Origin of the sequence: Victivallis vadensis (assembly GCF_003096415.1) — a bacterium.
Classification (GTDB): Bacteria; Verrucomicrobiota; Lentisphaeria; order Victivallales; family Victivallaceae; genus Victivallis; species Victivallis vadensis.
In genome coordinates this window covers 64,713-90,827 of record NZ_QEKH01000010.1, presented here as the reverse complement: position 1 = coordinate 90,827, position 26,115 = coordinate 64,713, and the positions used below count along the sequence as shown (strand labels likewise).

Sequence of the window (26,115 nt, the reverse complement as noted above, 5' to 3'; positions counted from 1 at the left end):
AAGGTTTTTGAATATGCAGAAAACAACGTTGTCCTGTTCTTTGCTGCTGTTGCTGTTCGGCACGCTGGCGGCTTCGCCGGTCCGCACCGTCGCGGATTTCCGCACGCCGGAACGGTGGGAGGTGAAAGCGCCGGCACAGGTTTCCGTCTCGTTCCGCCCTGACGGCCTGCTCCGACTGGATTGGAAAAAGGCGGACAAGCCCTCCGTGGTGGAGCTGAACCTCAAGGAACCGGTTCCAGTCCAACCGGAGGCGCAGCGCGCCGGACTCAAACTTTTCGTGGAAACCCCGATGGACCGGAACAAGCTCTCGCTGGTATTCACCGACCGCGAAGGCACCCGGTTCACCTATCCGCTGCCCGAACTGGAGAAGTGGGCGCGCAACTGGCGTTATATCGACACCTACGCCTTCGACGCCAACGAGATGGGACGGATGCACCCGCTGGTCGGCAAAGCGGACAAGCCGGGCAGCCCGCTGCCGGTCAGGCCGCTGAAGTTCGCCGGGGTGCGGATCGAGGCTCCGGCGGATGCCGCGGGAAGCTGGCTGCTGGATGAGGTGCGCAGCGACGCGTACCGGCTCGGCTCCGCGACCGACCACTGGGCGCTGAACCTGCCCGGCGAACGGTACTGGATGACCACCGCGCTGATCCAGAGCGGCGTCGCGCCGTATCTGCCCGCCGACTGGATGAATATGGACGACGGCGCGGTCAGGCTGAATTGGGAGCTGGTGCGCGGAGAACAGGGCCCAGCGATCCGCTGCGGCGAGGCGCTTCTCGATTTCACGCCGGGCGACTACCGGGCGCGCGAGCGGAAAATCGATCTCGGCGAACTCCCGGCGGGCAGTTACACCGTGGTTGCGAGCCTCGTTCCGCAGGACTTGAGCAAATCCGGCCCCGCCGACTGGAATAAACTGGTCTGGCGTGCCGACGGCGAAGCGGTGTGGGGACAGGAGTCCGGCGTCGGCGGTTCCCGCAGTTTCATCGGCAGGAAGAAATCCGGCCAGGGGTATGCGGGATGGCGGCTGACGCGGCGGATTCCGCAGCCCGGCTCCGGCGTATTCAGGGCCAGCGCGCGCGGCGACGGCGCTCCCGAAGCGTGGGTGGTGCCACTGGGGCGCGACCGCAATTCGATCGGGCCGTCGATTCCGCTGCGGTTCAAAAGCTCCGCCGACTGGCAGACACTGGAAGCGCCGGTCGCGCTGCCGCCGGAAACCGATCAGGTCTACGTCTATCTGATGGCGATGAAACCGGGCGAAGCCGAATTCGACAATGTCGAGCTGAACCTTGGCGGACAGAATGTGCTGCCGAACGGCAACGCGGAAAAAGGGGCGGTGCTGAAACAGCTCCGCATGCCGCTTTTCGTGATCGCTTCCACCTCGCAATTGCCGCCGTACCCGCGTTTCGCGTCGACGGTGAAACCCGGCGGCACTCTGACCATTCCGTTGCCGGATTGGAATGAACGCAGCGGCGGCAGGGTATGGGAGATCACCGGGCCGGACGGCAAAGTGATCGATTCGGGCAGGCTCGACGGCCGGGAACTGAAGTGGCAGGCTCCGCACCAGCCCGGCGTCTACCGATTTGCCGCGATCCTGAAGAACGGCGACCTTGAACTCGACCGCAAGGAGCTGCAGCTCGGCGTGCAGGGGACGCTTCCCGCGAAGCCGCTGACCCGGCAGGGGGAGGGAGAGATTCCGGCGGAAGCCGACCTGTTCGGCCCCGGGAAAAACTATTTCACCTGGGCGGTCTACGAGAATCACCCCGACGAGCCGGACCACCTCGAACGGATCAAGGCGTGGGTGGCGGACGGCCGCAAAGCGGGTTTCGACCTCTTCCGCATCCGCCTCGACTGGAACTGGATCGAACCGCGGCCGGGCGTCTATGATTTCACGCTGGTCGACCGGGCGTTCGACGAGGTGATCCGGCAGGGCGGCAAAGCGATCCTCGAACTGCGTTACGAAGCGCCTGCGTGGCTCGACTTCGATCCGCAGCTCGACGGTTACGGCCGCGCCGACATCTGGCGCAGCAACAAAGTCGGGCGCATTCCGGCGATCCAGACGCCCGGCATGCTCGACGCGATCCGCAGCTTCACCCGGGTCGCCGCCGGGCGCTACCGGGACAATCCGGGCATCGCCGGCTACCACATCTGGGGGCTGCCCGGTTCGCTGGACTGGACCAACCTCGACCGGCCGTGGCTCGGCAAGCAGGTGGATTTTTCCGCGACCGCGCTGGAGGCGTTCCACCGCAGGTACAAAGACAAAGAGCCGGGGATTCCGCGTTCGAGCGATGATTTCTCCCGCCCCGACCTCTCCGAAACCTGGCGCTGTTGGGTGGAGTTCCGGCGCACCGCGCTGGAGGACTACATGATCGATTACGTGGTCAAGCCGCTGCGCGAGCTGGATAAGCGCCGTTCGATCGTCTGCTACTTCGGCCTCGACTTCGCGTCGCCCCGGCTGGCGGAGTCCGCCCGGAAAGACCGTTGGCGGCGCCACTCCGGCGGCTGCGCGCTCTACTACCAGATGCAGGTATACGGCCGCCGTTCGGTTTCGGACACCGGTTACAGCTTCCCGCAGGAGGTTCATCTGATGACCCCGGTTCCGGCGGAACTGGAGCAGGCCACCTTCCAGATCACTTCCGCCGGCGGCGACGGACTGCACTGGAACTACTACTGGCGCGACACGATCCGCACCGGCCAGTGGACTCCCGACCGCAACGCCGGACTGGAGGAGTTCCGGAAACTCTGGCGGCCGCTGTGGCGCGAACTGCGCGACGCGGCCCCGGCGGAACCGTCGGATATCGCGGTACTTTCAGCGTGGAGCACGATGCAGTACCTCGAACGCAGCTTTTTCACGATGCGTCAGGACGACTTCGTGACCCGGCTGGCGGCGGCGCTCTACCGCGACCAGCTCTGGCCGGACTGGTTCTCGGAAAATGCGCCCGGGACCGTGCTGGACGGTAAAAAACTGCTGATCGTCCCCGCTTCCGGCGGGCAGGTGCTGCCGCAGGCGACGGCGGAGCTGATCCGCAAGTTCGTGCAGGACGGCGGCAAGGTGCTGCTCTTCCCGGATTCGGGACGCTGGATCGTCGAGGAGCCGGAACGGGAATTCGGCCTGCTCCGCCGCCTCGGCTGGCAGGGGGCGGCCCCGGCGCCGCTGAGCCGCGTCGAAACCGAAAACGGCAACAGCGGCTTTTCCGCGATGCGCCCGGAAGCGGCGGAACTGGTTTTCTCCGCCGCCCCGTTCGCCGCGTTGAAGAAGCTGCGGGTCAACAATCCCGCCCCGGTGACCCAGGCGACGGCGGGAACGGAGGTGCTGGGAAAATTCCCGGACGGCTCCGCCGCCGCATTGCGCTGGAATTACGGCAGAGGCGAGGTCCTGTTCATCGCCGGCCATCCCGACTGGGCGCGTGTACCCGGATTCCTGCGGACGGTCGCCGAATGGGCGGGAAGCAGCCGCGCCGCCGGCACCGATACGCCGAGCGTGATGGTGAACCATCTGGTCAAGGGGGAGGTGCACTACGCGATCGTGCACCGGCTCCCGGACAGCTTCCGCCCCCACGCTCCGAAGCTCGACCGCGAGGAGCTGGCCAGACAGCCGGAACTTTCCGCGAAATGGCACATCAGGGGGCTTCCCGCCGGAAACTGGCGGATCGAGGAGCTGACCGCTCCGGGCACATCCCCCGCAATCCGTTCCGCATCGGAAATCGCCTCGGGCCTTGTGACGCCGTTCCGGCTCTGCCAGACCCGCGTGTATCGCCTGACCCGGCAATGAGCTTTCGCTCCTCTGGAGCGAAATCCCGCCCGTAGAGGTTTATTGCGGTTGCTTCAGTTGGATCACCTTCAACTTGCCGCCGCCGGCGAAAAAACAATTCCTTTGAACGGTCAGGAGTTCCAGCGCGAAAGGTTGGCGACGGTATCGCCGTCGAGCAGTGACAACGGCGCGGAGGCGATGCGGACCTCGTTCCGGCCCGCGAGCAGGTTTTCCATCATCTCCCAGGCCAGTTTCGCCATCGCGGAGTGTGAATTCAGCACGGCGGTCGGCCGGGGGCGCAGATCGAACTCCTCTCCTTCGGCGATCAGCGACACATCGCGGCCAAGCACCAGCCGGCGGCTTTTGAAAAAGGAGTAGACCTGTGCGAGGTGCATGCAGTCCGAAATCAGCGCGGTCGGCGGTTCTCCGCGGTTGAACATCCGCTCCAGATTGTGCCGCAGCTCCTCCTCGGAGGTCCACACCGAAATCACGAATTCCGGCGGCACCCGGTAGCCCCGTTCGCACATCATCCGGTAGAAGCACTCCCGGCGCAGCAGCGGCGTGAACTGCGGTATCTCGCGTTCCACCCCGTGCAGGTAGGCGATCCGGCGGTGGCCGTTGCGGAACAGATGGTTCAACTGCAATTCCATCATATCGTCGCCGTCGGTCACGGCGGGACCGTCCACCGCCGGATAGCGCGGACAGACCACCACACAGCGCACTCCGGCGTCCCGGATCAGCTTTTCAATTTCGATGCTGGCCGGAGCGAGCAGGAATGCGGCGCGGAACTGCTGCTTTTTGATCAGCGTGTCATAAGCGGTCACAGGCTCATGGTTCTTGACCCGGTGAATACGCATATTGATGTGATACTCTGTGCCGATTTTGAACAATTGCTGGGTCAGGTCGTTCTGAAACGAATTGCGGCTTTCCATATAGTTGATCTCGCTGCCGGCGATGATGTCGACGGTGTCACGGTAAAGTTCAAGTTCGCGGTGGCCGGTTCGGAAATACCCCCGCCTCGGCTCTGCCCGCAGCAATCGGTTCCGGCAGAAATCCTGCAGGGAATTTTCCAGAACCACACGTTTCAAGCCGCTTTGTTCCATTAACTTGCGGATGGATGGAAGCGCCTCTCCCTCATGCAGCGGCATCACCTTGTTGCGCAGAAAGCGGTCAGCCTGAAGCTGCTTCTGGGTGCGGATTCCGTTGGCGTTCATCGATTCTTCCTTTTCGTTTTCTTTTTTATCATAACACGTTTTCAACGATTTGCAAATCTGTGCATGATTTATTTTTATGCTGTGCTGTTTTGTTGAAAACGGCACAGTTTTCTGTGTTGTTTTTTCATTTTCCGCTCGAATCGTACCGGCGGAACGGCTGCCGCTCTTGCTTTTGCGCCGGGAGTTTGGTATAATAAACACTGACGACCGACTCCCGGCCAGAGAAGGTCAGAAACACAAAATGATGCAAAAGGAGCCAACTGATTATGTTGAAAAGATTTACATTAATTGAGCTGCTCGTTGTGATAGCCATTATAGCGATTCTGGCCGCGATGCTGCTGCCGGCGCTGAACGGAGCGCGCGACCGGGCCCGCACGATCACCTGCGCCGGAAACCAGAAACAGGTCGCGCTCGGAATGAACATGTACAGCGACGACAATCAGGGCCTCTACCCCGGAATCAAGGGCGGTGCGAATATGGTCAATATCTATTTGTGGGAGCTTGCCGGATTTACCGAAGACGCTTCACAGTGGTCCTGGCGCAATGATTGGGGCGGCGGACTCCAACCGCTGGTCAACGCGTATGTCCATTCCCCGAAAACCTTCACCTGCCCGCTGTCCGGAGCGCGGGCGGATTATCCGCTCTGCTCGCGGATCCAGAATGATTATCCGTTTTCCGCCGCATTCTTCTACTATGGAGTTCCGGCCCCCCGCGTCAAAAGCGCGTCGAGTGTGATGCTGACGGCGGAGGGGTGGATGTCGCCATCATTTCTCGTCGCCCATGACCTCGAAATCCGCCATGCCGGAAAAGCGAACGTCTCCTTCGTCGACGGCCATGTGGAAACCCGCAGCCGTCAGGATATCTACGACAAATGGGAAGCGTTCTATCCCGAAGAATTGCCGGCGGCGCCCGGAGTCGTCGGCGCATACAACGCCACAGCCGGCGCATGGCAGAGCAGCGGCAGTCCGGTCATGCCCGGTACATACTGAGTTAAGGAGCATATCCGCAATGAAAAAACTGATTGTGACATTTGCACTCTGCGCCCTGCCGATCCTGCCTGCCGCCGCCGGACTGCCGTGGACGGAACAGATGACGGCAGCCGTGACCCCGGAAGAACTGAAGGCCGACCGCTTCGTCGCGTTCCGAAAGGCAGATTCCGGGATGCTTGAGCTTATCTGCGGCGATACCGTGCTTCAGCTCAATCCCCGAAGCTTTGAAATCACGGTGAGCGGGAAGGGCGCGTCGTTTACGTTCCGCGCTCCCGAAGAAGCGTTGGTCAGGCTGCAGGATGGCAGCGAAAAAAGCCTGCAGCTGCAGGATGCGCAGTCGGTCATCGCCGTTCCCGAACAGTGGGCCGGGATCCGCGGCATCGCTCTGGCACTCTCCGGCTTCAAGGCCGACGGCAAGCCCCTGGACCTGAAGGTCCGCCTCTTCGCCGGAGTGGACTATGCGACCGGGGATGCGGTTTTCGAGCTGCGTCCGGAAGAAAAAGAGACCACGCTGCGCCTGGCAACCTGGCCGGGCGCGCTTGACGGCCGGGATGTCGACGCGACGGTAATGCCGCACACGCAGGGTATCCTGATCCCGCGCAACTGGCCGAAGGTGATCGATGCGCCATACACCGACCAGGGCAAGATCGGCCTCGTCTACGGACGTTCACTCTATATGCCGTGGTGGGGAGTCACCAGCAAGGACAAGTCGGCGATGTTCCTGATCGAAACTCCGGATGACGCCGGAATCCGGCTCTTCCACTCTCCGGAAGAGGGCACCTCCGTCACGCCCAAATGGCTGCATACGCTCGGCCGGATGGGATACACCCGCCGGGCGCGGCTGAAATTCATCGACGGCGGCTACGTCGCGATGGCCAAGGCGTACCGCGGAACGGCCAAGGAGAACGGCACGTTCCGCTCCATTACCGAAAAAATTGCGGAAACCCCTTCTTATGCCAAACTGATCGGTTCGCCGATCCTGCACGTGACCGCCCGGCAGTATGACGCGCGCAACAAAGTCGACGCGCTGTTCACCCCCTATGTCGGACTGACCCGCAAGATCGAACGTCTCCAAAAGGAGTTCAGCCTGCCGCAGGCCTACATCCACATTGACGGGATCGGTTACCGCGGCTACGACAACCTCGAACCCGACCAGCTTCCGGTCGGAAAAAAGGCGGGCGGCAAGGAGGGCCTGCGGAAATTCCTCGATTTCGCACACCGGAACAACTATCTCGTGGTCTACCATCAGCAGTACCGCGACATGTATCTGGACGCACCGAGCTACAACAAGGAGCTGCTGGTCACCCGCGAGGACGGCACCCACCACGTCGAGGACACCTGGGCGGGCGGAGCCAACGCGCTGGTCTGCGCGACCCGGGCGCTGGATTACGTCCGGCGCAACAACACCTACCTGCGCAGAATCGGCGCACAATCCGACGGCTGTTACCTGGATGTGTTCGCGGTCGTGCCGGGCGACGAGTGCTATCATCCGGACCACCGGATGAGCCGCACCCAATGCTACGAGCAGCGCCGCCGCTGCTTCGACTATATCAAAAACAACCTCGGAATCGTCAGTTCCGAGGAGCCGGTGGACTGGGCGGTCCGCACCCTTCACCTGGTGCATCATACCGTCTGGGCTGTTGATGGCGAACGCAACAACTTCGGCATTCCGCTGCCACTGTTCACGCTGGTTTATCACGACGCGATCGTCGTGCCGTTTGAAACCACCCGGGAACGCGGTTCCTACTACTACGCCAAAACTGAAATACCGTTTCTTCATGCATTGATTTCCGCCGGAATGCCCTACCTTTCCATAGACGCGAATGCGCAGGATATGGAAGCGGTCAGGCTCGTCGCCGAACTCCATAAGCGAGTCGGGCTGCAGGAAATGACCAACCATGAGATGCTTTCCGCCGATGGGCGCAAACAGCGTTCGACTTACGCCGACGGCACCATCGTGACTGTCGACCAGGACAGCGGCGATTGGGAGATTCGTTATCCCGACAAGACCGTCAAAGGCAATGCAATCGACTGGAAGGTGAACTGAAATGAAGCGATCCACTCTGCTTGCGTCCGCATTGCTGGCCGCCGGAGTCGCCGCCGCGCCGCCATCGGAACTGCTGGTGCTCGGCTCCGGCGCTTCCGAAGGGATGCCGTCGCAGTACTGTGTGTGCGGCTTCTGCCGGAGGGCGCGGACGGAGGGGGGCAGGAACTACCGGTTCCGCACCGCGTTCCAGCTCGGCGAAACCATCCGGATCGACTGGGGACCGGACGCGGTCGCGCAGGCATTCCGGTTCCGGCTCGAACCGTGGAAGCTGCGCCATGTCTTCATCACCCACAGCCACGAGGACCATCTTTTCCCGATGGATTTCTGGGTGCGCGGTGTATCCCAACTCCCGGAGGAGAGCTGGGTGACCGTCTACGGCAACCGGCAGGTGCTGGCCGCAATCGGCCGCATGATCGGCGGCGACTGGAAAAAGAACCGCCTGACCCCGGTGCTCGCCGAACCCGGCAAAACCATCGAGCTCCCCGGCGAAAACCTTCGGGTGACGCCGCTGGCCGCGAACCACACCTCCCCGGAGCAGTCACTGATGTATGCCTTCGAGGCTCCCCGCTGGAAGCTGCTGGTCACCGGCGACACCGACGTATTCCCGGAAGCGAGCTGGAAATTCCTGAAGGATTTCAAGCTGACCGCGGTCACCGTCGATGCAACCTGGGGCATGGAGGACCGCCATGAAAGCCATCTCGGCATCCCGAACGTCGTCGAACTCGCAAAACGGCTGCGTTCCGTCGGCGCAGCCGACGGACGCACCCGGATCGTGCCGGTCCACTTCGCGCACGGTAAGGGGGCGCGGCTGCACTCCGAACTCGAACAAATACTGATGCCGCTCGGCATGGAGCCATCCTATGACGGCATGCGCATTCAACTCGAACCCGCGAAAGAGTAACCATCATGGCAACCATCACCGGCCCGGCCCTGCCGGACATGCCGTGGCAGGAGCGCCCCGCCGACTGCTCCGATGCCGTCTGGCGGCACACCGGCAACCCGATCATCCGGCGCGATGCGCTGCCGGATTCCAACAGCATTTTCAACAGTGCGGTCGTCCCCTTCGGCGCCGGCTATGCCGGAGTGTTCCGCTGCGATGACCGGGCGCGCCGCTGTGCGCTGCACACCGGCTTTTCACGCGACGGCGTCCAATGGGAGTTGTCCCCGGAGCCGATCGAATTCACCGGCGTGCTCTCCTTCGAATACGGTTACGACCCGCGCGTGTGCCGCATCGACGGCGAATATATCGTGACCTGGTGTAACGGCTACGCCGACTATCCGACCATCGGCATTGCGGAAACCGCCGATTTCAAAACCTTCCGCCAGTTGGAAAACGCTTTCCTGCCGTTCAACCGCAACGGCGTGCTGTTTCCGAGGAGGATCGGCGGGAAGTACCTGATGCTGAGCCGTCCGAGCGACAACAACCATACCGGATTCGGCGACATCTTCCTGAGCCGCAGTCCCGACCTGACCTTCTGGGGCGAGCACCGGCTGGTGATGAAGACCGGCGGCGGCTGGCAGAGAACCAAAATCGGAGCCGGCCCGACGCCGATCGAAACGAGCGAAGGCTGGCTGCTTTTCTACCACGGCGTACTGACCAGCTGCAACGGCATGACCTACAGCTTCGGAGCGGCACTGCTTGACCCGGAAGAACCGTGGAAGGTGATCGCCCGCGACCGACATTACCTGATGTCGCCGCAAACCCTGTATGAATGTGTCGGAGACACCCCGAATGTGGTGTTCCCGTGTGCGGCGCTCGCCGACGCACCGACCGGGCGTATCGCGATCTACTACGGTTGCGCCGACACCTGTACGGGCCTGGCCTTCACAACGCTCGACAACGTGCTGGAACATCTGAAAAAACAGAAATAACCGCCGCGGTCCGCGCCGGTTTCCCGGCCGGCCATGACAGTTAAGGACAGAAAGATGGAATCGAAAACATTGCTGATGCGCGACGGACGCGGTTACCGCACCGTCCCGGCGGAGAACCGCGATCCGGAATACCGGGCCGGCTCGCTGCTGTACACCGGGCGCGGGCTGCTGCTGACGGTCTTTTTCATCACGGTCGGGGCGTTCGGATTCTTCCTGATGTCTTCGCTGGTCGGGGCGCTGCTGCCGGTGGAGATGGAGAAGCTGGGGGCCTCCAATACGTTGATCGCGGTCTTCATCACTTCGATCCCGTATATCCTGAATATGATCATCACGCCGGTCGTCAGCTTCCGCAGCGACCGGCTGAGGACGGCGCTGGGACGGCGGATTCCGTACATCCTGTGGTCGGCGCCGTTCGTGTCGCTGTTTCTGGTGCTGATCGGCTGGACGCCGGCGGTTTGCGCCCGCGCCGCGCTGCCGCACTGGCTGCCGCTGGCGCTGCTGGGAGGGCTGTCGGTGGGATATCAGATCTTCTTCCTGATCGTCGGCTCGGTGATCTACTACCTGTTCCCGGATGTGATCCCGGAAAAGTTCATCGGGCGGTTCATGGCGGTCTTCAACCTGACCGGCTCGCTGGTCGGTTTCCTGTTCCCCCGCTATCTGCTGCCGCTCGGGGAACGGCATGTGAACTGGCTCTTCACCGGAGTCGCGCTGTTCTACCTGGTCACGATCGTCTTCATGTGCCGGGCGGTGCGCGAGGGGAGTTACCCGGCGGACCGTTCCGGTGAATCGTTCTCACCGGCCGGGATGGTGCGGAGCTACTTCCGGGAGTGCTACAGCATCCCGTTCTATTACAGTTTTTTCATCATGATGGCCCTGAGCGACGTGTCGACGGTGTGCCGGATGATGTTCAATTTCCTGTATGCCCAGAAAAACCTCGGCCTGACCTACGCCGAATTCGGCGCGGTGATGAGCTGGGGCGGCGTGATCGGGGTGGCGCTGAGTTTGCCGGTGGGGCTGCTGGTGGATAAATTTCACGCGCTGCGGGTCTACGCTGCGGGGCTGCTCCTAGTGGTGATCGTGAATGCGGTCAGTTTTTTCCTGGTACGGGATTTCACGAGCTTCTACATCTCCAGCTTGCTGCTGGCGGTGGTCTACACGATTCAGGGGGCCGCGACGCTGCCGTGCTTCGTCGCGATCCTGCCCAAGGCGTACTACGGCCAGTTCAGCTCGGCCAATGCGCTGCTGCGGGCCGCGTTCATGGCAGCGTGCGGTGCAGGCGGCGGCATGCTGTTCGACCGGCTGAAGGATTACCAGTACATCTACGCCTGGGACTTCCTGTTCACGATCGGGGCGCTGCTCTCTTTCGCGGTCCTGTACCGCGGCTGGAAAAAACACGGCGGCCCCGACCGCTATTGCGCGCCCCTGCCGACGAAATAACCCACCTCGCCCCTTGGGGCGACTTTTAAAAGTTCCGAAATTGTTTTTCGCAATGCGAAAAACAATTTCGTATACGGCGCCGGCACCTTGTCGGTCGGGGTCCAGGAACGAAGTGCTCTGGTCGCCGAAGGCGAAATCTCGGATTCCCCGCCGCTTGCGGCGGAAAGGGCTATTTTCGCCGTTTTAATTCGATCATTTTCAGTTTGCCGGCGTCTGCGGAGAGCTCGATTCCTCCGGACAGCTCCTGAGCTGTATAACTTCCCAGAGGTTTGCCGTCGAACACGTCGGTCAGGAGCCAACTGCCGGCGGGGAGGCGGATTTCAACTCTGGCGGTGACGGTTTTTCCGGCGATTTCGCGGGCGTGGGGATTGCCGCCATTCCAGGTTTTACCAAATAAAAAGAGCTGATAGCTGCCGTCGGTTTCGTTTCGGCGCAGGGCGGCGCGCATTGCGCCGCCGGAGGGGCGTACCGGGCGCGTGAAGCCGTTCGCTCCGATCAGAGGCATCAATTCCCGATTCCAGTCCAACGGCCTGGCGAGCCACACGACCTTGCCTTGTCCGAACCGGAATGTTTTTCCGGGAGCGGCCTCTTCGCCCAGGCTTTTCTTCAGGGTCCAGCACTCTTTTCCGTCCTGGTTGAAACGCCCGGCTTCGCCCATCAGGATCAGGGTGCCGCCGGTTTTCACGTATTCCGCGAGGCGGAGCGCCGACTCGTCGCGGAGCAGCGGGGAGTCGTTCAGCACGATCAGCCTGTTGCGCCGCAGAATCTCCAGCGGGGTGGCGTCAGTCAGGAACGTCATTTGCAGGTTGTTGCCGATCACCGCGTTCAACGCATCCGAAAAGCCGTTGGTGTTCAGGTTCGTCCAGTCGATCCACATCGAAGAACGCGAGCGGTTGACCATGCTCAGCATGCCGAACATCACCGCGCCGTTGGCGGTCACAAGTTCGCTGCGGCCGAGGGAACGGATTTTCTTCGCCAGAGAAGCGGCAGCGGCCGAAGCCTCCAGCGCCTCGGTGCGCACTTCGCCCGGGGAGAAGTGGCGTCCCCACATGATATTGGTCCCGCCGGTCATCGCGCCGTAGGCGATTTCTGTGAACATCACGAATTGCAGAGTAGGGCTGAAAGGCGGCAGCGCGAAACTCTCCCCGATCAGCGGCACCCCGGCGTTGCGCGCCTGTGACTGAAGAAAGGCATGGACCGGGGAATCCCCGCCGCCGAAGCAGAGTTCCGCGCCGTACTTCCGGTAGACCGGCAGCATCCGGGTGATGTCGCCGACCCCCATGCCCGCATAACTCTTGATCGGCTGGGTGGCTCCTGCCGCGCGGATTGTGGAAAAAATCCGTTCAAAATAGGAGTTCACCACCTGCTGCCGGAACTCCTCCCACGCCAGATAGAGCGCACGCAGGTCGAGCCTGCCGTCGAAGACCGGAACCGGAGGCTGTACCTCGTCATAGGAAGCCGCGCCGGTTCCGGCAAGCGGGAATTTGCGTTCCTTCAGGTAATTGCGGAAGGCTTCCACGGTCGCCGCGTCATAGCCGACCACGAGCCGGTTCCGCGAAGCGTCGCTCCAGAAACTCTCGACTCCCTGCGAAAAATTCCAGCCGACGATCTCCGGGCAATCCTTGTAAGTTTTCACCACCTGCGAAATCATATTGCAGAGCGCATCCACCGTCCGGGCGGAGCAGGGACTGAACTTGCGCGTGAAACTCGCGCTGTAGTGCATATTCTGCCCGTTCTGGTCGAGCAGCTGGTCATACCAGACCCACTCCGGCAGGTGGTCGAGGTGGATGAAGAAGGTGAGGTTCACCGGAATCTTCTTTTCCCGCGCCAGTTTCAGGTAACGGTCGATGACCGGATACTGGATTTCGCCGCGAACCGGTTCGATTTCGTCCCAGTACAGCGAAATGCTCCAATTGCTGCCGTTCGCGGGCAGATGGTCGCTGAAACTCTCTTTCAGCAGCGGCTGGGTGATCGAAATGGTTTCGGTTTCGTCCAGCGGGAAAAACTGCTGCGGAACCGCGGGCACACCGGCGACCGGCGGCTTTCCGCCCGGCAGTTTCACCCGGACCACGCGCCGGTCAACCGTTTTCCCGGCCCGCTCCAGTTCCAGCTCCAGCCGGACAAGCGCCGGGGTGGCGATGCCTTGCGGCACATCGAGTTCGTTTTCACGGGCGATGCCGGAGCCGCACGGCTGTTTGTACTGGTCGAACCAGCTGTATTTGACGATATCGCCGGGTTGCGAAGCGATCTTCAGCCTGAGTTTTCCATTTCCCGGCGAAACTTCCGCCATCGGCAGCGCCTGGTCCGGGAAGATCGCCGAAATCTCCGGCTCCACGGCAGGAGGCAGTTCCGTGACCGGCGAAAACTGCACCAGATAGGAGAGCTTCTGCCGGTTCAGCAGCTCTCCCCCGGCTCCGAAGCGGTGGAGGTCGATCCAGTAATTGCCGCGCGGCAGAGCCGGGAGGATCAGATCGGTACTCCTCAGCTTGGCGACATCGTCCGATTCCAGCTCGAAGTTGTCGTACACCCGCCCCGCCGAATCGTAGATCATCCCGCGGAGGCGCCGCACGTCCGGGGTGTTGAAGAACAGTACCAGCGGCAGGCGCGCCTTTGCTTCGACTCCGGCATAGGCGAGCCTGAAGCCGGTGAACGCGGACTGGTAGCTGATGTCCTCGGCCACATCGCGCAGCGTCCAGGCCCAGGTGCGCGGCGCGGGACGCTCGGCGCTGTCCAGCACCACGTCTCCGAACCGGTAGCCGCCGCCGGAGAACGGCTGCAGGTTGACCAGCAGCCCCCTGAATCTGCGGAGTTTTCCCGGATTGGGCTGAACCGCGAACTTCTTCACCGCTTCGGAAGGGGATTGCATCTCCCACTCGTAGAAGGTCCACGGGCTGTCGCCGCTGGCCGGGGCGCGATAGGCGTAGATGTTTCCATCCGGTTCCTGCACCAGTACGTTCACCTCGCACCAGCCGGAGCCGCGCGACAGAATCCAGTAGCCGATGCGGCGGACCGATTCCGGCAGCGGCAGGTCGCTTTTGAGCAGGATGCTCTGGGTCTTGCCGCTGCGGGCCGGCTGAAAGAAAAAGAGCGGGCCGCGGGTGTTGCTGGCTCCCGGCCGGACCTCCGCCTTCAGCAGCGGTTCGCCGCTGACGACCTCCGCCCCGCCCGGCTGGAACGGGAAGCAGGAAACGGCGGCGGCCGGTTCGGTTTCCACACCGCTTGCGCAGAACACGCCGGAGCTCAGGATTCCGGCGGAGAGAATGGTTCCGATCAATGATTTCATCTTGTTTCCCATTTCTTGAATTTCCACATGCGGCCGTTGTCGAGATAGGTTTCCCCCCAGCGGTAAGAGCTGACGTGCCCGTCTCCCATCAGGTAATTGCTGCGTTGGCTGTGAACCTCCTCAGTCAGCACGTTGTTCGCGCCCGCCACCCGGCTGGGATCGCTGCCGAGCGCGTTGTTCACATCGTTGTCGGGACGGGGGCGCTCCGCCAGAATGATCGTATCCGACGGGCTGGCCACCCGGCTGAATGCGACGCTCGGATTGGTTCCGCCGGTCGCACCGCCGCCGGGCGTGATGTTGCTCAGATCGGTTGCCTGCACCATGTAGGTCAGCGCATAGGTGCACGGCGCGACATTCGCCTGATTGCGCTTGAGCGAATCGCCGGGACACCGGAAGTATTTGACGTTTTTAATGTAATCCGCCGCATTGGAATCGCCGTAGCTGACACCGCCCAGATACGGCATCAACAGCCGCGCCCAGCGGTAGGTCGCTCCCGCCGGTTGATACCATACCGGCGGAAACACATTGCTGTCCTGACTGTAAAAAGCGTTCGCCAGCCCGAACTGCTTCAGGTTGTTGACGCAGGAGATCGCCCTGCCCTTCTCCCGCGCCCGGTTCAGCGCAGGCAACAGCATCCCGGCTAAAATCGCGATGATCGCTATTACCACGAGCAGCTCAATAAGAGTAAAATACCGTTTTTTCATTTCGTTTCTCCTTGCTTGGAATTGAGATTCTGAACGGAACCGAACCGGAACAGTTCGGGGCGGATCACGCCGGAAAGCACCGGAACGGCATTCGGAGTGACCATCTGCAGCGCGGTGCGGAGCTGGCGTTCCATCAGCACGCCGACGGTGTCGATCGGCGGATCGTGGCGCGCCGTGAGCTGCTCGGCCGCGATGGCGGCCACACTGAGTTTTCCCGGAATATCGATACCGGCCTGCTCAAGAGCCTCGACCGCGCTCAGCAGCGGTTCGCCGGAGAGCCCGAGCAAAGCCGTGAAATCGAATCCCCGCCGGATGACGCCGCGCATCCTGTCATAGGTTTTGGCGTTAGCCGGCTCTCCGGCCCGGATGCCGCAGTCGATCAGGTCGACTTCCACCTCGTGAAGCCTGGCATAGTCAACCGCGCTGCGGCAGCGCAGTTCCATCACCCGGCTGTGCGGTTCGCAATAGAGGATTCCGATTTTGCGGTGTCCGCCCCGGATCAGGTGGTTCATCGCGAGGTTCGCCGCGAATGCGTCGTCCACGCCGACTGACGGGATGCCGAAATCCTCCAGATGCTGGCCGATCACCGTGAAGGTGAACTGCCGGGAAAACTCGGTCATTCGCGCGATATCCTCCGGCGTCAATGGGGCGCCGGAAGCGAACAGCACCGCTCCGACCGCTTTTTCCCGCTCGATCGGCAGGACATCGGGGACGGCTTTCAACGGATCGTATTCGATCAACTCGGTCCGGTAACCGGGGCAGAGCGGCTTTGGTTCCGCAACCAGCCGGATTACCTGATCAGTCACCCAGGATTTCCAGTGCGGAATCGCGACCAGAATGCTCGGCAGCCGCAGATGCTGCCGCAGCGCCGATTCTTCGGTCACATAAAGCTCATTTCCATCGTGAGTCACGAGAAGCCCGTCCGCTTTCAGCTGATCCAACGCTTTATAGACCAGCAGCTGGCTGACGCTGAAACGCTTCATCAATTCCCGGATCGTGAAAAAGCGCGAGCCGGGCTGCCGGCAGCACGCCAATTCCCGCATCTCCTTGACCAGATGATCCCGTTTTTTCGCCATATTCCACCGATTTCCCTGTTTGCATCACTTATATTATGTAAAAGTGATACAGGAAATACAAGAGGAAAAAATAAAAAAACGGAATTTTCCGGCCATGAGCTTTTCTGTGATCTGTAACACGGGGCGGATGTGTATCCCCCCGTCCCGTGATTCACCCGGCTTTTCGGACGGAACGCGCCGCGAGTCTGGCCGCGCCGACCGCCGCTTCCTCGCGGACAGAACGGATTTCCAGCGGCAGATCGAACTGCCGCTCGATCTCACGCCGGATCGAGCCGCAGAAGCGCACGCAGTTGCCGGAGCCGACCACGCGTTCCCGGTTCCGGTAAAACTCCGGCGGGAAACTGTCGCCGAGGTTGCGGACGATTCCGGCGGCGAGGCCGCGCGCGAGATTCGGCAGGGTGAAGTTTTCCAGCGTGATTCCGGTGATGCTCCCGAATTCCGCCGGGTTGTGCCGTTCACCGAGAAAATGGGGAGCGACCACCGGCGCGGACTCTCCGTCCACCTCCAGCGCCAGCGCATCCAGCCGGTCAAGCAGCAGTTTTTCCGGCAACGATTCCAGTCCGAGCGAAGTCAGAAAATTGTTGACCGCGCCTCCGAGCCACGCCCACGCCCGCCCGCCGCACAGCGGCGCGGTGACCGCGAGCAGTTTGCCGTCGAGGAAGGGGCGCAGCTCCACGGCGGGCGGAGGCGTCCAGCCCGCCGCCGACTCCGGCGAAATCACAAAGGAGAGCTGCGCGCCGGTGCCGAGGGTCAGGAAAAGTTCCCGGTCCAGCTCCACGGCAGTGCCGACCACCGAAGCCTGGTTGTCGCCGAACGGCGCGGCGACGGGGATTCCGTCCGGGATACCCGGCACGTTCCGGGTCGTTCCGACGATGCTGCCGGAAGCGACGACCGGAGGCAGCAGCCCGGGCGGGATGCCGAGCGCCGCCGCCGCTTTCAGGTCCCAGCCGCCCGAAGCCGAGTCGAAAATCCCCCACGACGCGGCAAACGTCGGGTCCGTCACCGGCGCCGGATTGCCGGTCAGCCGGGTTGCAAGCCAGTCGGCGGGCGAAGCCGCATAACGCCAGCGTTCCAATTCCCCCTGCCGCGCCAGTTCGGCCAGCGTGACCGCGCCGAAGCCGTCGGCCAGCGGGCGGCCGCTCAAGGTGCGGAATTCGTCGAGATGCCCGGCAGCCGAAGCGCGTTTGTCCTGCCAGGTCACGGCGGGGGAAAGCTCTCCGCCGCTCCACAGGATCACCGAGTGCATCTGCCCGGTCAGGCCGACCGCTTCGACCCGGCCCAGTTCCCGAGGCGGAAGCTCCGCCAGCAGCCGGAGGACGGCGGCATACATCTTTTCGCCGTCCTGTTCGGCATGGCCGGGGGCGGCGGGAAGGGCGGCATGGTGCTCCGTCGAGACGGCGCGCCCCGCCCCGGAAGCATCCGGATCGTACAGGACGGCGGCAACCTTGGTGGTGCCGAGATCGACTCCGAGGGTCAGCATCGTTCAGTTCCTTTGCAGGGTAAGGCCGGCCGCGGCAAGCGCCTGTTCAAAGCGGCGGATCACCTCCGGCTCCGGCTCCGGCCGGTCGGCAAGTTCGTATTTCCGGTCGAGCGCCTGATATTTGGGCTCTCCGTAATGGTGGAGTTTCAGCACCTCCACCGCCAGCGGTTCCGACCTGGCCGCGAGGCGGCGGCGGTGAAGTCCGGAAAGGTGTTCCGCAATCAGGTCAAGTTCCTGCGGCGAATCGTTCATGCCGGTAATCACCGGAACACGCACCAGCAGCGACGGCGCGCGTTCCGCCGCCTCCGCCAGATGGTCCAGCACGGGCGCCAGTTCGCCGCCGGTGCAGTCGTGGAAAACCTCCGGCGTCCCCGCCTTCAGGTCGGCGATGGCGAGATCGACTTCACGGGCGACGTCCGGAAACTCCGGCGTGGTCGCATTGCTTTCGATCGCGGTGTGAATCCGGTGTTTTTTCAGCCGATTGATGCAGTCGAGCAGCTCGGGAGCCTGCAGGGTGGGTTCTCCGCCGCCGAAGGTCACGCCGCCGAAATCATCCCAGCCCGCCGACAGCCGCAGCACCTCCTTTTCCAGCTCCTCCGGGGTGCGTTCGCGCCCGGCCCACTCCAGCGCGGAGTGCCTGAACTGCCTGCAGGCGCGGTCGGCGCAGCCGCTGCAGACGGAGCGGTCGAGGGTGCGCTCTTTGATCGCGCCGTGCGGACAAAGATAGTCCAGCGTCTCGCCGACCGCCCGTTCGGGATAGAACAGCAGCTCCGGCTGCGCGGCGATGCTCTCCGGCGACGCGCACCAGCGGCAGCGCAGGTTGCACCCCTTGAGGTAGTAGATCCGGCGATGCCCCGGACCGTCCTTGCGGTCCGACCAGCCCTGTGCGAAAATTCTCATGGTTCCACCAGCTCCCCGGCGAAGCGGCGGACTCCAGCGCGCCACTTCCCGCCTTTTTTGCGTTGTTCCTGAAGCGCCCGGACAGCCGCCTCCGCCATCGCTCCGATCGGCTGGCGCAAGCCGACCGCGCCGAGTTCGGCCAGTTGCGGGACATGGTCCACGCAGTACAGCCCGAGCCCGGCGACGGGGTGTCTGAAAAGCATCTGCAATACCGGAGCGTTCACCCCGATCACCGCGCTCGGCGCTTCCGCCCCGGCAGCGGCCAGTTCCGCCGCGAACAGCCGGCATTCGGCGGCGGATGCGCCGCGCGAAAGCAGCCTGACCTCGCCCCGGCATCCGGTTTCGGCGAGACAGGCTTCAAACGCCTGCTGCCGTTCGGCGTTGGTGTCCACGTCGAGGTCGGAGTAGTTCACGAAGATCATCCGTTCCGCCCCGTCGGCTTTCGCTTTCGCCAGCAACGCCCGGATCGCGGCGCGGTTGTCCAGCCCGACGTAGTCCGCGAAATCCCCCGGCAGCACCTGGTCGAAAAAGACCAGATTCACGCCGAGAATCCGCAGCCGCTCGAAAACCCGGAAGTCGAAATTGCGGTCGGCCCCCCACACGATCAGGTCCTTCACGCCGCGCGTGGCCATGCGCACCGCGATCTCCAGCTGCTGGGGCCCGGTGTCCGGCTCCGGGATGCCGAGCACCAGCAGCGCATCCAGCTCCCGGCAGCAACGGCTGACCGCCGCGACGAACCGGCCGGAAAATTCGTGCGGCAGCGTGGTGATCAGCCCGACGCTCTCCAGCGGCCCCGTGTGGGCGCGGAAGGTGTCGGCCACGCAGGTGCCATGCGGACGGCGGCGCACGATGATCCCCGCCGCTTCGAGCTGGTCGTAGGCGCGGCGCACCGTGACCCGGCTGGTGCCGGTGTGTTCGGCGTACTCCCGTTCCGGGGGAAGCCGGTCACCGGGGGCGTATTTCCCGGCGAGGATCTCCCCGGCCAATGCGGCGCGCACCTGTTCGGTCAGGCTCTTCATGCACACTCGCTCCGTTCCAGCCGTTTGATGATATCTTCCTGAATCGCCGGAGCGAGATCGAGGAAGTTTACGAAAGTGCCGTGAATCCGCATGATGTAGATGCCCGAAGGGACGTACCTGGCCGGATCGGTCAGGATTTTGCGCAGGTGCTTCGCGCTGTCGATGTTGAAATAGACGTAATACGGGGCCTCGCCCTCCGCTCCCGCCGCAAACAGAGGACGGATCACCCGGTCGCGCATCGCCACGCCCTTTTCCTCCAGCTCCGCCCGGTCCGCGAACGCCGCCGGGGCGAGGCCGATGTGCGAGGCGTAGCCGCCGACCATCTTGCCGAACGGCAGCCCGCGTTCCGAAAGCAATTGGTCGGTCAGCTCGCTGTTGGTGACCTCCGGGCGGGGATCGACGCCGTAGCCGAGCATCGCGCGGGCGGGCCGACCGTCCGGCGTCGCGCCGACCCAGTAGCCGTACAGCAGGTGAGTGCTCGGCGTGGAGAAGTCCGGCATGAAAGGCCGTCCCGCCGGATTGCGCAGCGCATACACCTTGTCGCTGACGACAGAGGCGATCCGGGCGGCGGTTTCATCCGGCTCCGGCAGCACGCTGCCATACTTCGGATAGGCGAGCAGACGGGCGCGCAGCGCCGGAGCGTCCGCGAAATTATTCCGCAACGCGGCGCGCAGCGAATCCGCTCCGCCCGGCTGTTCGGCGAGAAAGTGCTTCACCGCGACCAGCGAATCCGCGACCACGCCGAGACCGTGGATCAGGCAGCCGCTGCCGCTGTAACGGGTGCCGGGCCGTTCCGGGTCGCGCATGTCGCGCCCGCTTTCCAGTCCGCCGAACAGCAGCGAGCCGAACGGCGTCGCCCAGCCCCCGATCGCGCGGGTACAGCGGTTGGCCGCCGCCTCCATGAAAGGCAGCACATGGTCGAGCTGCCGGAAGAACGCGGTTTCGAGGTCACGGTATGCGGCTTCCGGCGAATCATAGCCGAGTTCGGCGGCGGAGAGGCCGATTCTGCGCCCGGTCAGCAGCGAGCAGCCGTCGTTCAGCACCAGTTCGAGCACTTTGGCGAGATTCAGCCAGCTGTTGGTGGTGTTGCCGTTCTCCTTGCCCATGATCAGCGGCTCCTGACAGCCCGCGACCGCCCAGTCCGGGATGTCCGCGTCGGCGATCCCCTTGGACTTCAGCACCCGGAACATCATATCGTCGTTGAACAGCGACGGCGTGGAGTGTCCCGGCGTGAAGTAGAAGCGTCCCATGTTGCGGAACAAACGTTCCGGCGAATTGCGGTGAATTTTCACCGACAGCGCCGGCTGCGGCTGGTTGGAGCGGAAGAACGCCTCAAGAATCACATCGGTCATCCCGCAGCCGAGGTCGTTCCCCGCCAGATCGCGGCCGCCGAGCAGCAGATTCTGCGAAATCGCCCAGCCGCGCGCGCCGACCATATAGAACACCAGCAAATGCCGGGTCAGCGCCACCGCGCTCTCGAAACCGGTTCCGGCCAGATAGGGTTCAAAGACCCGGTCGAGGTTGCCCGCCGAGAACGCATAGGGATTCGGCGCCTGCTCAAGGCACATCAACTGCCACAGCAGCAAATAGGACTGCATCGCCTCATGCAGATTCCGGGCTTTCCGCACCGGCACCTGCCGGCAGTTCGCGGCGATCAGCTTCAGCCGCTCCGCCTCGCCCGGCATTGCCGCGCGCTCCTCCGCCAGCGTTTCGGCAAGTTCGGCGTAGCGCCCGGCCAGAATCGCCGCCGCGCGCGCCGCCTCGCGCATCACCGCGACGAACGGGGTGTCCGCCGGAGCCGCCGCGACGAACGCCTCCAGCCCCTGCGCCAGAATGGGGCGCATATCCGGGATCATGTGACCGGTGACCGGCTCCATGAAGAATGTGACCTCGTCGGTCAGCGCCGCGGTCTTTTCATAGATCGCGGTCAACCGCTTCACATACGGAGTTTCGCGGTAGTAGTTCCTGACCGCTTCGATCCGCTCCGCCGGAATCGCTTCGGACGGTTCAATATCGGCGTAAATCGCGACCGGATCGCAGTATCCGACGAAGGACTCCACCTGAAAACTCGGGTTGATCAGCGCGTAGCTCGGCGAAAACGCATCGTCCTGTGTGCCCGCGAACACGCTTCCCGCCGGAATCGACAGCGGCATTCGCTCCACGCAGCGGCACAGCAGTTCACCCGCGTGGCGCGCCTCGTCCGGGTCGCGCCCCGCCGCGCGCATCGCCTCGCGCTCGCGCATCCGGATCTCCTGATACTCGAACCAGCCGGTCAACTGCTTCTGCCGAAGTTTGGCCGCAAACAGCTGCTCCAGCCCCGCATTGAAAAGTTCCGCCGGATTTTTCATTTCTTTTTCCTTGTTGGAGGGTTGCAATCCTCTTTATGGTATTATATCTTAATACCATGAAAAAATCAACCCCTGAATCCCAAAAAAGCGAGGTTTTCCGATGAAGCTGTTGAAATTTCTTCCGAACCGGGTCTGGCGGGTCTATCGCGGCGGCGCCTGTCTGGACCGGCTGCGCGGCATTGCGAATCCGGCGGACGGCTCCTTCCCCGAGGAGTGGATCGCTTCGACCGTGGCGGCGCTGAATCCGCAGCGCGACTGCCCCGGCGAAGGGATCAGCCGGGTGCTGCTGCCGGACGGCTCCGCCGAACGGTTCGACCGTGTGCTGGAACGCGAAGCCGAAACCCTGCTCGGGCCGGACCACCCCGCTTCCGCCAGCAGGACGCCCGGCTTCCTGACCAAGCTGCTCGACTCCGCGATCCGGCTGCCCGTTCAGGCCCACCCCGACCGGGAGGCTTCGCGGCGGCTTTTCCGCTCCCCCTACGGCAAAACCGAGGCGTGGATCGTGCTGGAGGGGCGCCGCATCAACGGTGAAGAGCCGTATCTGCTGATGGGTTTCAACGACCGTTTCGACTTCGAGGTGTTCCGCCGCGAGGCGCTGACGGGCGTGATGGAAAAGACCCTCGGCATGATGCACCGTTATCCGATCACTCCCGGCGAGGTAATCCTGATCCCCGGCGGTTTCCCCCACGCGATCGGCTCCGGCGTACTTGTTCAGGAGATCATGGAACCGACCGACTGGGTGATCCAGCCCGAAGCCCGCTGCGGCGAACAGCCCCTGACCATGCAGGACCGTTTCGGAGGACTCGATCCCGACGCGGCCCTTTCCGTCTTTCACCGTGAAATCCTGACCCTCGACCGGCTCCGCGCCAAAGTGCTTCAGGCTCCCGTCACGCTCGGCGAGGATGACGGCGCAACGCTGATGCGCCTGATCGACCGGGACGCCGTCCGCTATTTCGGTTCGCTTGAACTGAAGCTGCGCCGCACGTGGGAGCGTCCCGGATCCCTGAACTGCTTCATGGCCGGAACCATGCTCGACGGTCACGCCGCCGTCACCGACGGAGCTGAAACCATCACCCTCGAACGCGGCGACACCTTCGCCGTCGGCGCTTCCGCCCGCCCCCGCTTCACCGGGCGGGCCCGCATCCTGCTGGCCCTGCCGCCGTTATCCACGCCGTAATTTCGCCGTCGGCGACCAGGGCGCTTGTCTTTTTGTATTGCGAACAACAACTGAAACGGAATATCGATCCGATTGAAATAAAAAAATCGGTCACATCGTTATTTCCGATGTAACCGACTGATGCGAAATGGCATCCCCATCGGGATTCGAACCCGAGTTGCCGGGATGAAAACCCGGTGTCCTAGGCCTCTAGACGATAGGGACGTTTGGAACATGGTGCTTAATATAGGAGACTTTTTCAATTTTGCAAATCGGGAAGGTAAAAAAAACGGAAAAAAGTCGGGAGTGTTTTCCATCAGTTCCCGCAGATCCGCTACCGGTCCTGCCCATTCATCACAACCGGCACTTCCTCATGCCACAGGACCGTCTTGCTTTTGCGGTCGAACAACTCAAAGTTCCAGCTGTTCCCGTCGGCACTGGAACGCAACTCCACCTGCGCCTGCGAATCGAACCTGACGCCGCTCATCGCTCCCATCCCTTTCAGAATCCGCGCCGCCGGTATCAGCGTCGCCTGATCGGAGTTCAGCGCAATCCCGATGCCGGGCATCTCCCGCAGTGTATAGAGTCCAAGTGCGGTGATCAGCAGATTCTCCGCCTTGCGCGGCGACAACTCCCCGGCAGGCGGATCGTTTTTGACGATGTCATCCTTCGGGGGCACTCCCGGCGGCAGGCTTTCGCAGCCGGCCAGCAGCAGCGCGGCGACCGGAACCAGACGGACAAGCACGGATAATTTCATGACGGCTACTCCAGATCCCGCCGGTTGCGGCAGATACAGATTGAGTTGCAGCGCGGACAACGGGTAAGATTGACCGCCTCCTTGATGATGAACGAATGGTGGCAGCTGTCGCAATGGAACAGCCGGCTGTTGCTCAGGTGCCACTCATAACTCTTGACCCGGGAAAGCTCCCGCCACCACAGGATCGCCAGAAAAATCAGCCACAGCAGGAAATAAACGAACAACGCATCCGCGAAACTCATTCCGATCATTTTCCACTCTCCTCTCCGGCGGTTCCCGGCCAGTAAACCGTAATGACCGCCGACTCTTCCGGCAGTTCATCGCCGGAACGGGCCAGCGCCTGCAGCGCCCGGGAATCCAATCCGGCGTCGCCCGAGCCGGAAATCAGCGTCAGGCGCATCACTTTCCCACTTTTACGGCACTGCACCACCGTCGGCAATTTCGCGCCGCGTCCGACCGGCGCCGCGAGCCGCGAAAGCGACAGCGGACGATTGTCCGCGTCGAAAACCAGCGGCTTTTGCGGCGGCGCGGCTTCCACCGTATTTTTATGGGGAATGTACCGAAGCTCCTGACAGGAATCCCCCTGCTCCATATGCAGCGGCCGCAGCGGCTTGTAACCGGGCAGGCGTTCTTCCGGCAGGGTCACCTCCAGGCGGGGACGGGTTCCGGTATAATCGCGAAGCACAGGCGCCTGCAACAGCGCCATGTAACCCGCCTGACTGTCACTGCGGGAGAATAGGGCCGGATCATGGACCGCCAGCCAGTGCTTCAGGCTTTCCACTCCCTCCCGGGGGGCGTCGAGATTGAGCAATGTGATGCTGCTCTCCCCGGTATTCGGCAAATTCCGTTTTTCCGGCTGGTAGCCGGTCGCCAGAAAGAGCACAGCGTGAACCGCCAGTGTTACGGCCGCAGCTTCGGCCGCAATCACCGGAGCATAATTCACCGGTTTGCTGAACAGAATTTTCTTGCGCATCACTTTTTCCGCCTTACTGGCCGAATACGGTTTCCTGACTCGCGGAGGCGGGAACCACGGCGATGAAGCTGGAGAGCTTCGCCGCCTCCGCCAATGCCATCACCTGCGCGACCTGCTCAAAGGGCACCCGGCGGTCGGCCCGGATGATGATCGACGCGTTTCCGGACCGCCCGCTGACCTCCGCCAGCCGCTGCTTGAGCATTTCAAGCGAAACCGGCTGGTCATTGAAATAGAAAAGGTGCGGCTGTCCGGCGGAAGCCGGCGGCACCACCGTCACAATGAAGCGTTCCAGGCTGACCGCGCTGGAAACCCGCACCTTCGGCAGCTCCACCTTGACCCCGGAAACCCGCACGAACGACGCCGACAGAAACAAAAAAAGCAGCGTCAGAAACATCACGTCGATCAGCGCGGTCAGCTCCGGCCAGCCGGAACGCGGCTTTAACCGGGTCTGGTAGCGCCGTTTGCCGATTTCACTTTTTATCATGCTGCAGAGCCCCCGTCTTTTCGGCCTCGCGCCGTTCAAAGAAATTCATGATTTCCAGAGAAGCCTTTTCCATGTCCAGCGTGATCGAATTCACCCGGGCCACCAGATAGTTATAAGCGATGTAGCACGGAATCGCGACCACCAGCGCGGAAGCCGTGGTGATCAGCGCCATGTTCACCGCCTCGGAAATCCGTTCCGCGGAGAGTGCTTCAGCATTGGCCGCCACCTGAAACGCGCGCATCATTCCCAGCACCGTTCCGAGAAAGCCGATCAGCGGCATCACGAAACCGATGGTGCCGAGCAGGTTGATGTGCCGCTCCAGTTTGGGCATCTCTTCGAGGGCCGCGTCGTCGATCGCCTGCCGGATGTCCTCGTCGCCGCGCTCGTATGCCAGGATCGCCGCGCCGAGCAGCCGCGCCGCCGGGCCGGGCGTATTGTCGCACAGTGTGATCGCCTCGACGAAGCCGTCGCGTTTCAGCACGTTGAAAAGTCCCCGCAGCAGTTCGCGCACGTTGATCTCTTCGCGGTGGAACTGGAAGACCTTTTTCAGAAAGACGAAAACCGCAATCAGGCTTCCCGCCAGAATGACCCACATGATCGGGCCGCCGTCATCGATGAGTTGCGTATAAAGCAT

At 62.8% G+C, this 26,115-nt stretch carries 20 protein-coding genes and 1 tRNA gene; 7 read left to right on the top strand and 14 right to left on the bottom strand.

Annotation, left to right across the window (positions count from 1 at the left end; genetic code table 11):
• Positions 1 to 13 precede the first annotated feature (13 nt).
• Positions 14 to 3,763 (top strand): beta-galactosidase, encoded by a 3,750-nt coding sequence (locus tag C8D82_RS07635; RefSeq protein WP_116883679.1) that lies wholly within the window; start codon positions 14 to 16, stop codon positions 3,761 to 3,763.
• Between the two features lie 110 nt (positions 3,764 to 3,873).
• Here the strand turns inward: C8D82_RS07635 and C8D82_RS07630 are convergent, their stop codons facing one another.
• Complete coding sequence (locus tag C8D82_RS07630) at positions 3,874 to 4,956, bottom strand: substrate-binding domain-containing protein (protein WP_116883678.1); 1,083 nt, start codon at positions 4,954 to 4,956, stop codon at positions 3,874 to 3,876.
• A 266-nt stretch (positions 4,957 to 5,222) separates the two neighbouring features.
• On the opposite strand from C8D82_RS07630, the gene C8D82_RS07625 reads away from it, so the two are divergent.
• The 5 genes from C8D82_RS07625 to C8D82_RS07605 are packed head-to-tail and all read left to right on the top strand — an operon-like array spanning position 5,223 to position 11,301.
• Positions 5,223 to 5,945, top strand: a complete 723-nt coding sequence (locus C8D82_RS07625; protein ID WP_116883677.1) for an H-X9-DG-CTERM domain-containing protein — start codon at positions 5,223 to 5,225, stop codon at positions 5,943 to 5,945.
• 19 nt (positions 5,946 to 5,964) lie between these two features.
• Positions 5,965 to 7,992: a DUF5696 domain-containing protein gene (locus C8D82_RS07620; RefSeq protein WP_116883676.1), complete on the top strand. Its 2,028-nt coding sequence runs from the start codon at positions 5,965 to 5,967 to the stop codon at positions 7,990 to 7,992.
• A 1-nt stretch (position 7,993) separates the two neighbouring features.
• On the top strand, positions 7,994 to 8,893 hold the full coding sequence (locus tag C8D82_RS07615; protein WP_116883675.1) for an MBL fold metallo-hydrolase: 900 nt from the start codon (positions 7,994 to 7,996) through the stop codon (positions 8,891 to 8,893).
• 5 nt (positions 8,894 to 8,898) lie between these two features.
• The gene (locus C8D82_RS07610) at positions 8,899 to 9,864 is read left to right on the top strand and encodes a glycoside hydrolase family 130 protein (protein WP_116883674.1); all 966 of its coding nucleotides are present in this window, start codon (positions 8,899 to 8,901) and stop codon (positions 9,862 to 9,864) included.
• Positions 9,865 to 9,918: 54 nt separating this feature from the next.
• Positions 9,919 to 11,301 (top strand): MFS transporter, encoded by a 1,383-nt coding sequence (locus C8D82_RS07605; RefSeq protein WP_165832913.1) that lies wholly within the window; start codon positions 9,919 to 9,921, stop codon positions 11,299 to 11,301.
• 169 nt (positions 11,302 to 11,470) lie between these two features.
• Here the strand turns inward: C8D82_RS07605 and C8D82_RS07600 are convergent, their stop codons facing one another.
• The 7 genes from C8D82_RS07600 to C8D82_RS07570 form a co-directional block, all read right to left on the bottom strand.
• Complete coding sequence (locus C8D82_RS07600) at positions 11,471 to 14,584, bottom strand: beta-galactosidase (protein WP_165832912.1); 3,114 nt, start codon at positions 14,582 to 14,584, stop codon at positions 11,471 to 11,473.
• Complete coding sequence (locus C8D82_RS07595) at positions 14,581 to 15,288, bottom strand: DUF1559 family PulG-like putative transporter (RefSeq protein ID WP_116883671.1); 708 nt, start codon at positions 15,286 to 15,288, stop codon at positions 14,581 to 14,583. Before C8D82_RS07595 ends, C8D82_RS07600 begins: the two co-directional genes overlap by 4 nt.
• Positions 15,285 to 16,364 carry a GntR family transcriptional regulator gene (locus C8D82_RS07590; protein ID WP_116883670.1) on the bottom strand — a complete coding sequence of 360 codons (1,080 nt, stop codon included), beginning with the start codon at positions 16,362 to 16,364 and terminating at the stop codon, positions 15,285 to 15,287. Before C8D82_RS07590 ends, C8D82_RS07595 begins: the two co-directional genes overlap by 4 nt.
• A gap of 151 nt (positions 16,365 to 16,515) precedes the next feature.
• Positions 16,516 to 17,844, bottom strand: a complete 1,329-nt coding sequence (locus C8D82_RS07585; RefSeq protein ID WP_116883669.1) for a sedoheptulokinase — start codon at positions 17,842 to 17,844, stop codon at positions 16,516 to 16,518.
• 3 nt (positions 17,845 to 17,847) lie between these two features.
• Positions 17,848 to 18,744: a glycyl-radical enzyme activating protein gene (locus C8D82_RS07580; RefSeq protein WP_165832911.1), complete on the bottom strand. Its 897-nt coding sequence runs from the start codon at positions 18,742 to 18,744 to the stop codon at positions 17,848 to 17,850.
• The gene (locus C8D82_RS07575) at positions 18,741 to 19,763 is read right to left on the bottom strand and encodes a GntR family transcriptional regulator (RefSeq protein WP_116883668.1); all 1,023 of its coding nucleotides are present in this window, start codon (positions 19,761 to 19,763) and stop codon (positions 18,741 to 18,743) included. The genes C8D82_RS07580 and C8D82_RS07575 overlap by 4 nt, the downstream gene beginning before the upstream one ends.
• Entirely contained in the window at positions 19,760 to 22,111 is a 2,352-nt protein-coding gene (locus tag C8D82_RS07570) for a pyruvate formate lyase family protein (RefSeq protein WP_116883667.1), read from the bottom strand. Before C8D82_RS07570 ends, C8D82_RS07575 begins: the two co-directional genes overlap by 4 nt.
• Before the next feature lie 100 nt (positions 22,112 to 22,211).
• Here C8D82_RS07570 and C8D82_RS07565 point away from each other — a divergent pair, with 100 nt between their 5' ends.
• On the top strand, positions 22,212 to 23,288 hold the full coding sequence (locus C8D82_RS07565) for a class I mannose-6-phosphate isomerase (RefSeq protein WP_116883666.1): 1,077 nt from the start codon (positions 22,212 to 22,214) through the stop codon (positions 23,286 to 23,288).
• A 128-nt stretch (positions 23,289 to 23,416) separates the two neighbouring features.
• On the opposite strand, the gene C8D82_RS07560 is transcribed toward C8D82_RS07565, so the two are convergent.
• The 6 genes from C8D82_RS07560 to C8D82_RS07535 form a co-directional block, all read right to left on the bottom strand.
• Positions 23,417 to 23,492 (bottom strand) — tRNA-Glu (locus C8D82_RS07560).
• Between the two features lie 109 nt (positions 23,493 to 23,601).
• Complete coding sequence (locus C8D82_RS07555) at positions 23,602 to 24,024, bottom strand: hypothetical protein (protein WP_116883665.1); 423 nt, start codon at positions 24,022 to 24,024, stop codon at positions 23,602 to 23,604.
• Between the two features lie 5 nt (positions 24,025 to 24,029).
• A complete protein-coding gene (locus tag C8D82_RS07550) occupies positions 24,030 to 24,275 on the bottom strand; it encodes a hypothetical protein (protein WP_116883664.1) in 246 nt (81 codons plus the stop codon).
• On the bottom strand, positions 24,272 to 24,997 hold the full coding sequence (locus tag C8D82_RS07545) for a hypothetical protein (protein ID WP_116883663.1): 726 nt from the start codon (positions 24,995 to 24,997) through the stop codon (positions 24,272 to 24,274). The genes C8D82_RS07550 and C8D82_RS07545 overlap by 4 nt, the downstream gene beginning before the upstream one ends.
• A gap of 13 nt (positions 24,998 to 25,010) precedes the next feature.
• On the bottom strand, positions 25,011 to 25,481 hold the full coding sequence (locus C8D82_RS07540; protein WP_116883662.1) for an ExbD/TolR family protein: 471 nt from the start codon (positions 25,479 to 25,481) through the stop codon (positions 25,011 to 25,013).
• Positions 25,468 to 26,115 carry a MotA/TolQ/ExbB proton channel family protein gene (locus C8D82_RS07535; protein WP_116883661.1) on the bottom strand — a complete coding sequence of 216 codons (648 nt, stop codon included), beginning with the start codon at positions 26,113 to 26,115 and terminating at the stop codon, positions 25,468 to 25,470. Before C8D82_RS07535 ends, C8D82_RS07540 begins: the two co-directional genes overlap by 14 nt.

What these genes read in the sequence shown, in the direction of transcription:
- C8D82_RS07550 (WP_116883664.1), bottom strand. Translation starts at nt 24,275, where the DNA reads ATGATCGGAATGAGTTTCGCGGATGCGTTGTTCGTTTATTTCCTGCTG.
- C8D82_RS07575 (WP_116883668.1), bottom strand. Translation starts at nt 19,763, where the DNA reads ATGAAGAGCCTGACCGAACAGGTGCGCGCCGCATTGGCCGGGGAGATC.
- C8D82_RS07635 (WP_116883679.1), top strand. Translation starts at nt 14, where the DNA reads ATGCAGAAAACAACGTTGTCCTGTTCTTTGCTGCTGTTGCTGTTCGGC.
- C8D82_RS07580 (WP_165832911.1), bottom strand. Translation starts at nt 18,744, where the DNA reads ATGAGAATTTTCGCACAGGGCTGGTCGGACCGCAAGGACGGTCCGGGG.
- C8D82_RS07605 (WP_165832913.1), top strand. Translation starts at nt 9,919, where the DNA reads ATGGAATCGAAAACATTGCTGATGCGCGACGGACGCGGTTACCGCACC.
- C8D82_RS07565 (WP_116883666.1), top strand. Translation starts at nt 22,212, where the DNA reads ATGAAGCTGTTGAAATTTCTTCCGAACCGGGTCTGGCGGGTCTATCGC.
- C8D82_RS07570 (WP_116883667.1), bottom strand. Translation starts at nt 22,111, where the DNA reads ATGAAAAATCCGGCGGAACTTTTCAATGCGGGGCTGGAGCAGCTGTTT.
- C8D82_RS07600 (WP_165832912.1), bottom strand. Translation starts at nt 14,584, where the DNA reads ATGAAATCATTGATCGGAACCATTCTCTCCGCCGGAATCCTGAGCTCC.
- C8D82_RS07620 (WP_116883676.1), top strand. Translation starts at nt 5,965, where the DNA reads ATGAAAAAACTGATTGTGACATTTGCACTCTGCGCCCTGCCGATCCTG.
- C8D82_RS07630 (WP_116883678.1), bottom strand. Translation starts at nt 4,956, where the DNA reads ATGAACGCCAACGGAATCCGCACCCAGAAGCAGCTTCAGGCTGACCGC.
- C8D82_RS07595 (WP_116883671.1), bottom strand. Translation starts at nt 15,288, where the DNA reads ATGAAAAAACGGTATTTTACTCTTATTGAGCTGCTCGTGGTAATAGCG.
- C8D82_RS07555 (WP_116883665.1), bottom strand. Translation starts at nt 24,024, where the DNA reads ATGAAATTATCCGTGCTTGTCCGTCTGGTTCCGGTCGCCGCGCTGCTG.
- C8D82_RS07625 (WP_116883677.1), top strand. Translation starts at nt 5,223, where the DNA reads ATGTTGAAAAGATTTACATTAATTGAGCTGCTCGTTGTGATAGCCATT.
- C8D82_RS07615 (WP_116883675.1), top strand. Translation starts at nt 7,994, where the DNA reads ATGAAGCGATCCACTCTGCTTGCGTCCGCATTGCTGGCCGCCGGAGTC.
- C8D82_RS07590 (WP_116883670.1), bottom strand. Translation starts at nt 16,364, where the DNA reads ATGGCGAAAAAACGGGATCATCTGGTCAAGGAGATGCGGGAATTGGCG.
- C8D82_RS07535 (WP_116883661.1), bottom strand. Translation starts at nt 26,115, where the DNA reads ATGCTTTATACGCAACTCATCGATGACGGCGGCCCGATCATGTGGGTC.
- C8D82_RS07545 (WP_116883663.1), bottom strand. Translation starts at nt 24,997, where the DNA reads ATGCGCAAGAAAATTCTGTTCAGCAAACCGGTGAATTATGCTCCGGTG.
- C8D82_RS07610 (WP_116883674.1), top strand. Translation starts at nt 8,899, where the DNA reads ATGGCAACCATCACCGGCCCGGCCCTGCCGGACATGCCGTGGCAGGAG.
- C8D82_RS07585 (WP_116883669.1), bottom strand. Translation starts at nt 17,844, where the DNA reads ATGCTGACCCTCGGAGTCGATCTCGGCACCACCAAGGTTGCCGCCGTC.
- C8D82_RS07540 (WP_116883662.1), bottom strand. Translation starts at nt 25,481, where the DNA reads ATGATAAAAAGTGAAATCGGCAAACGGCGCTACCAGACCCGGTTAAAG.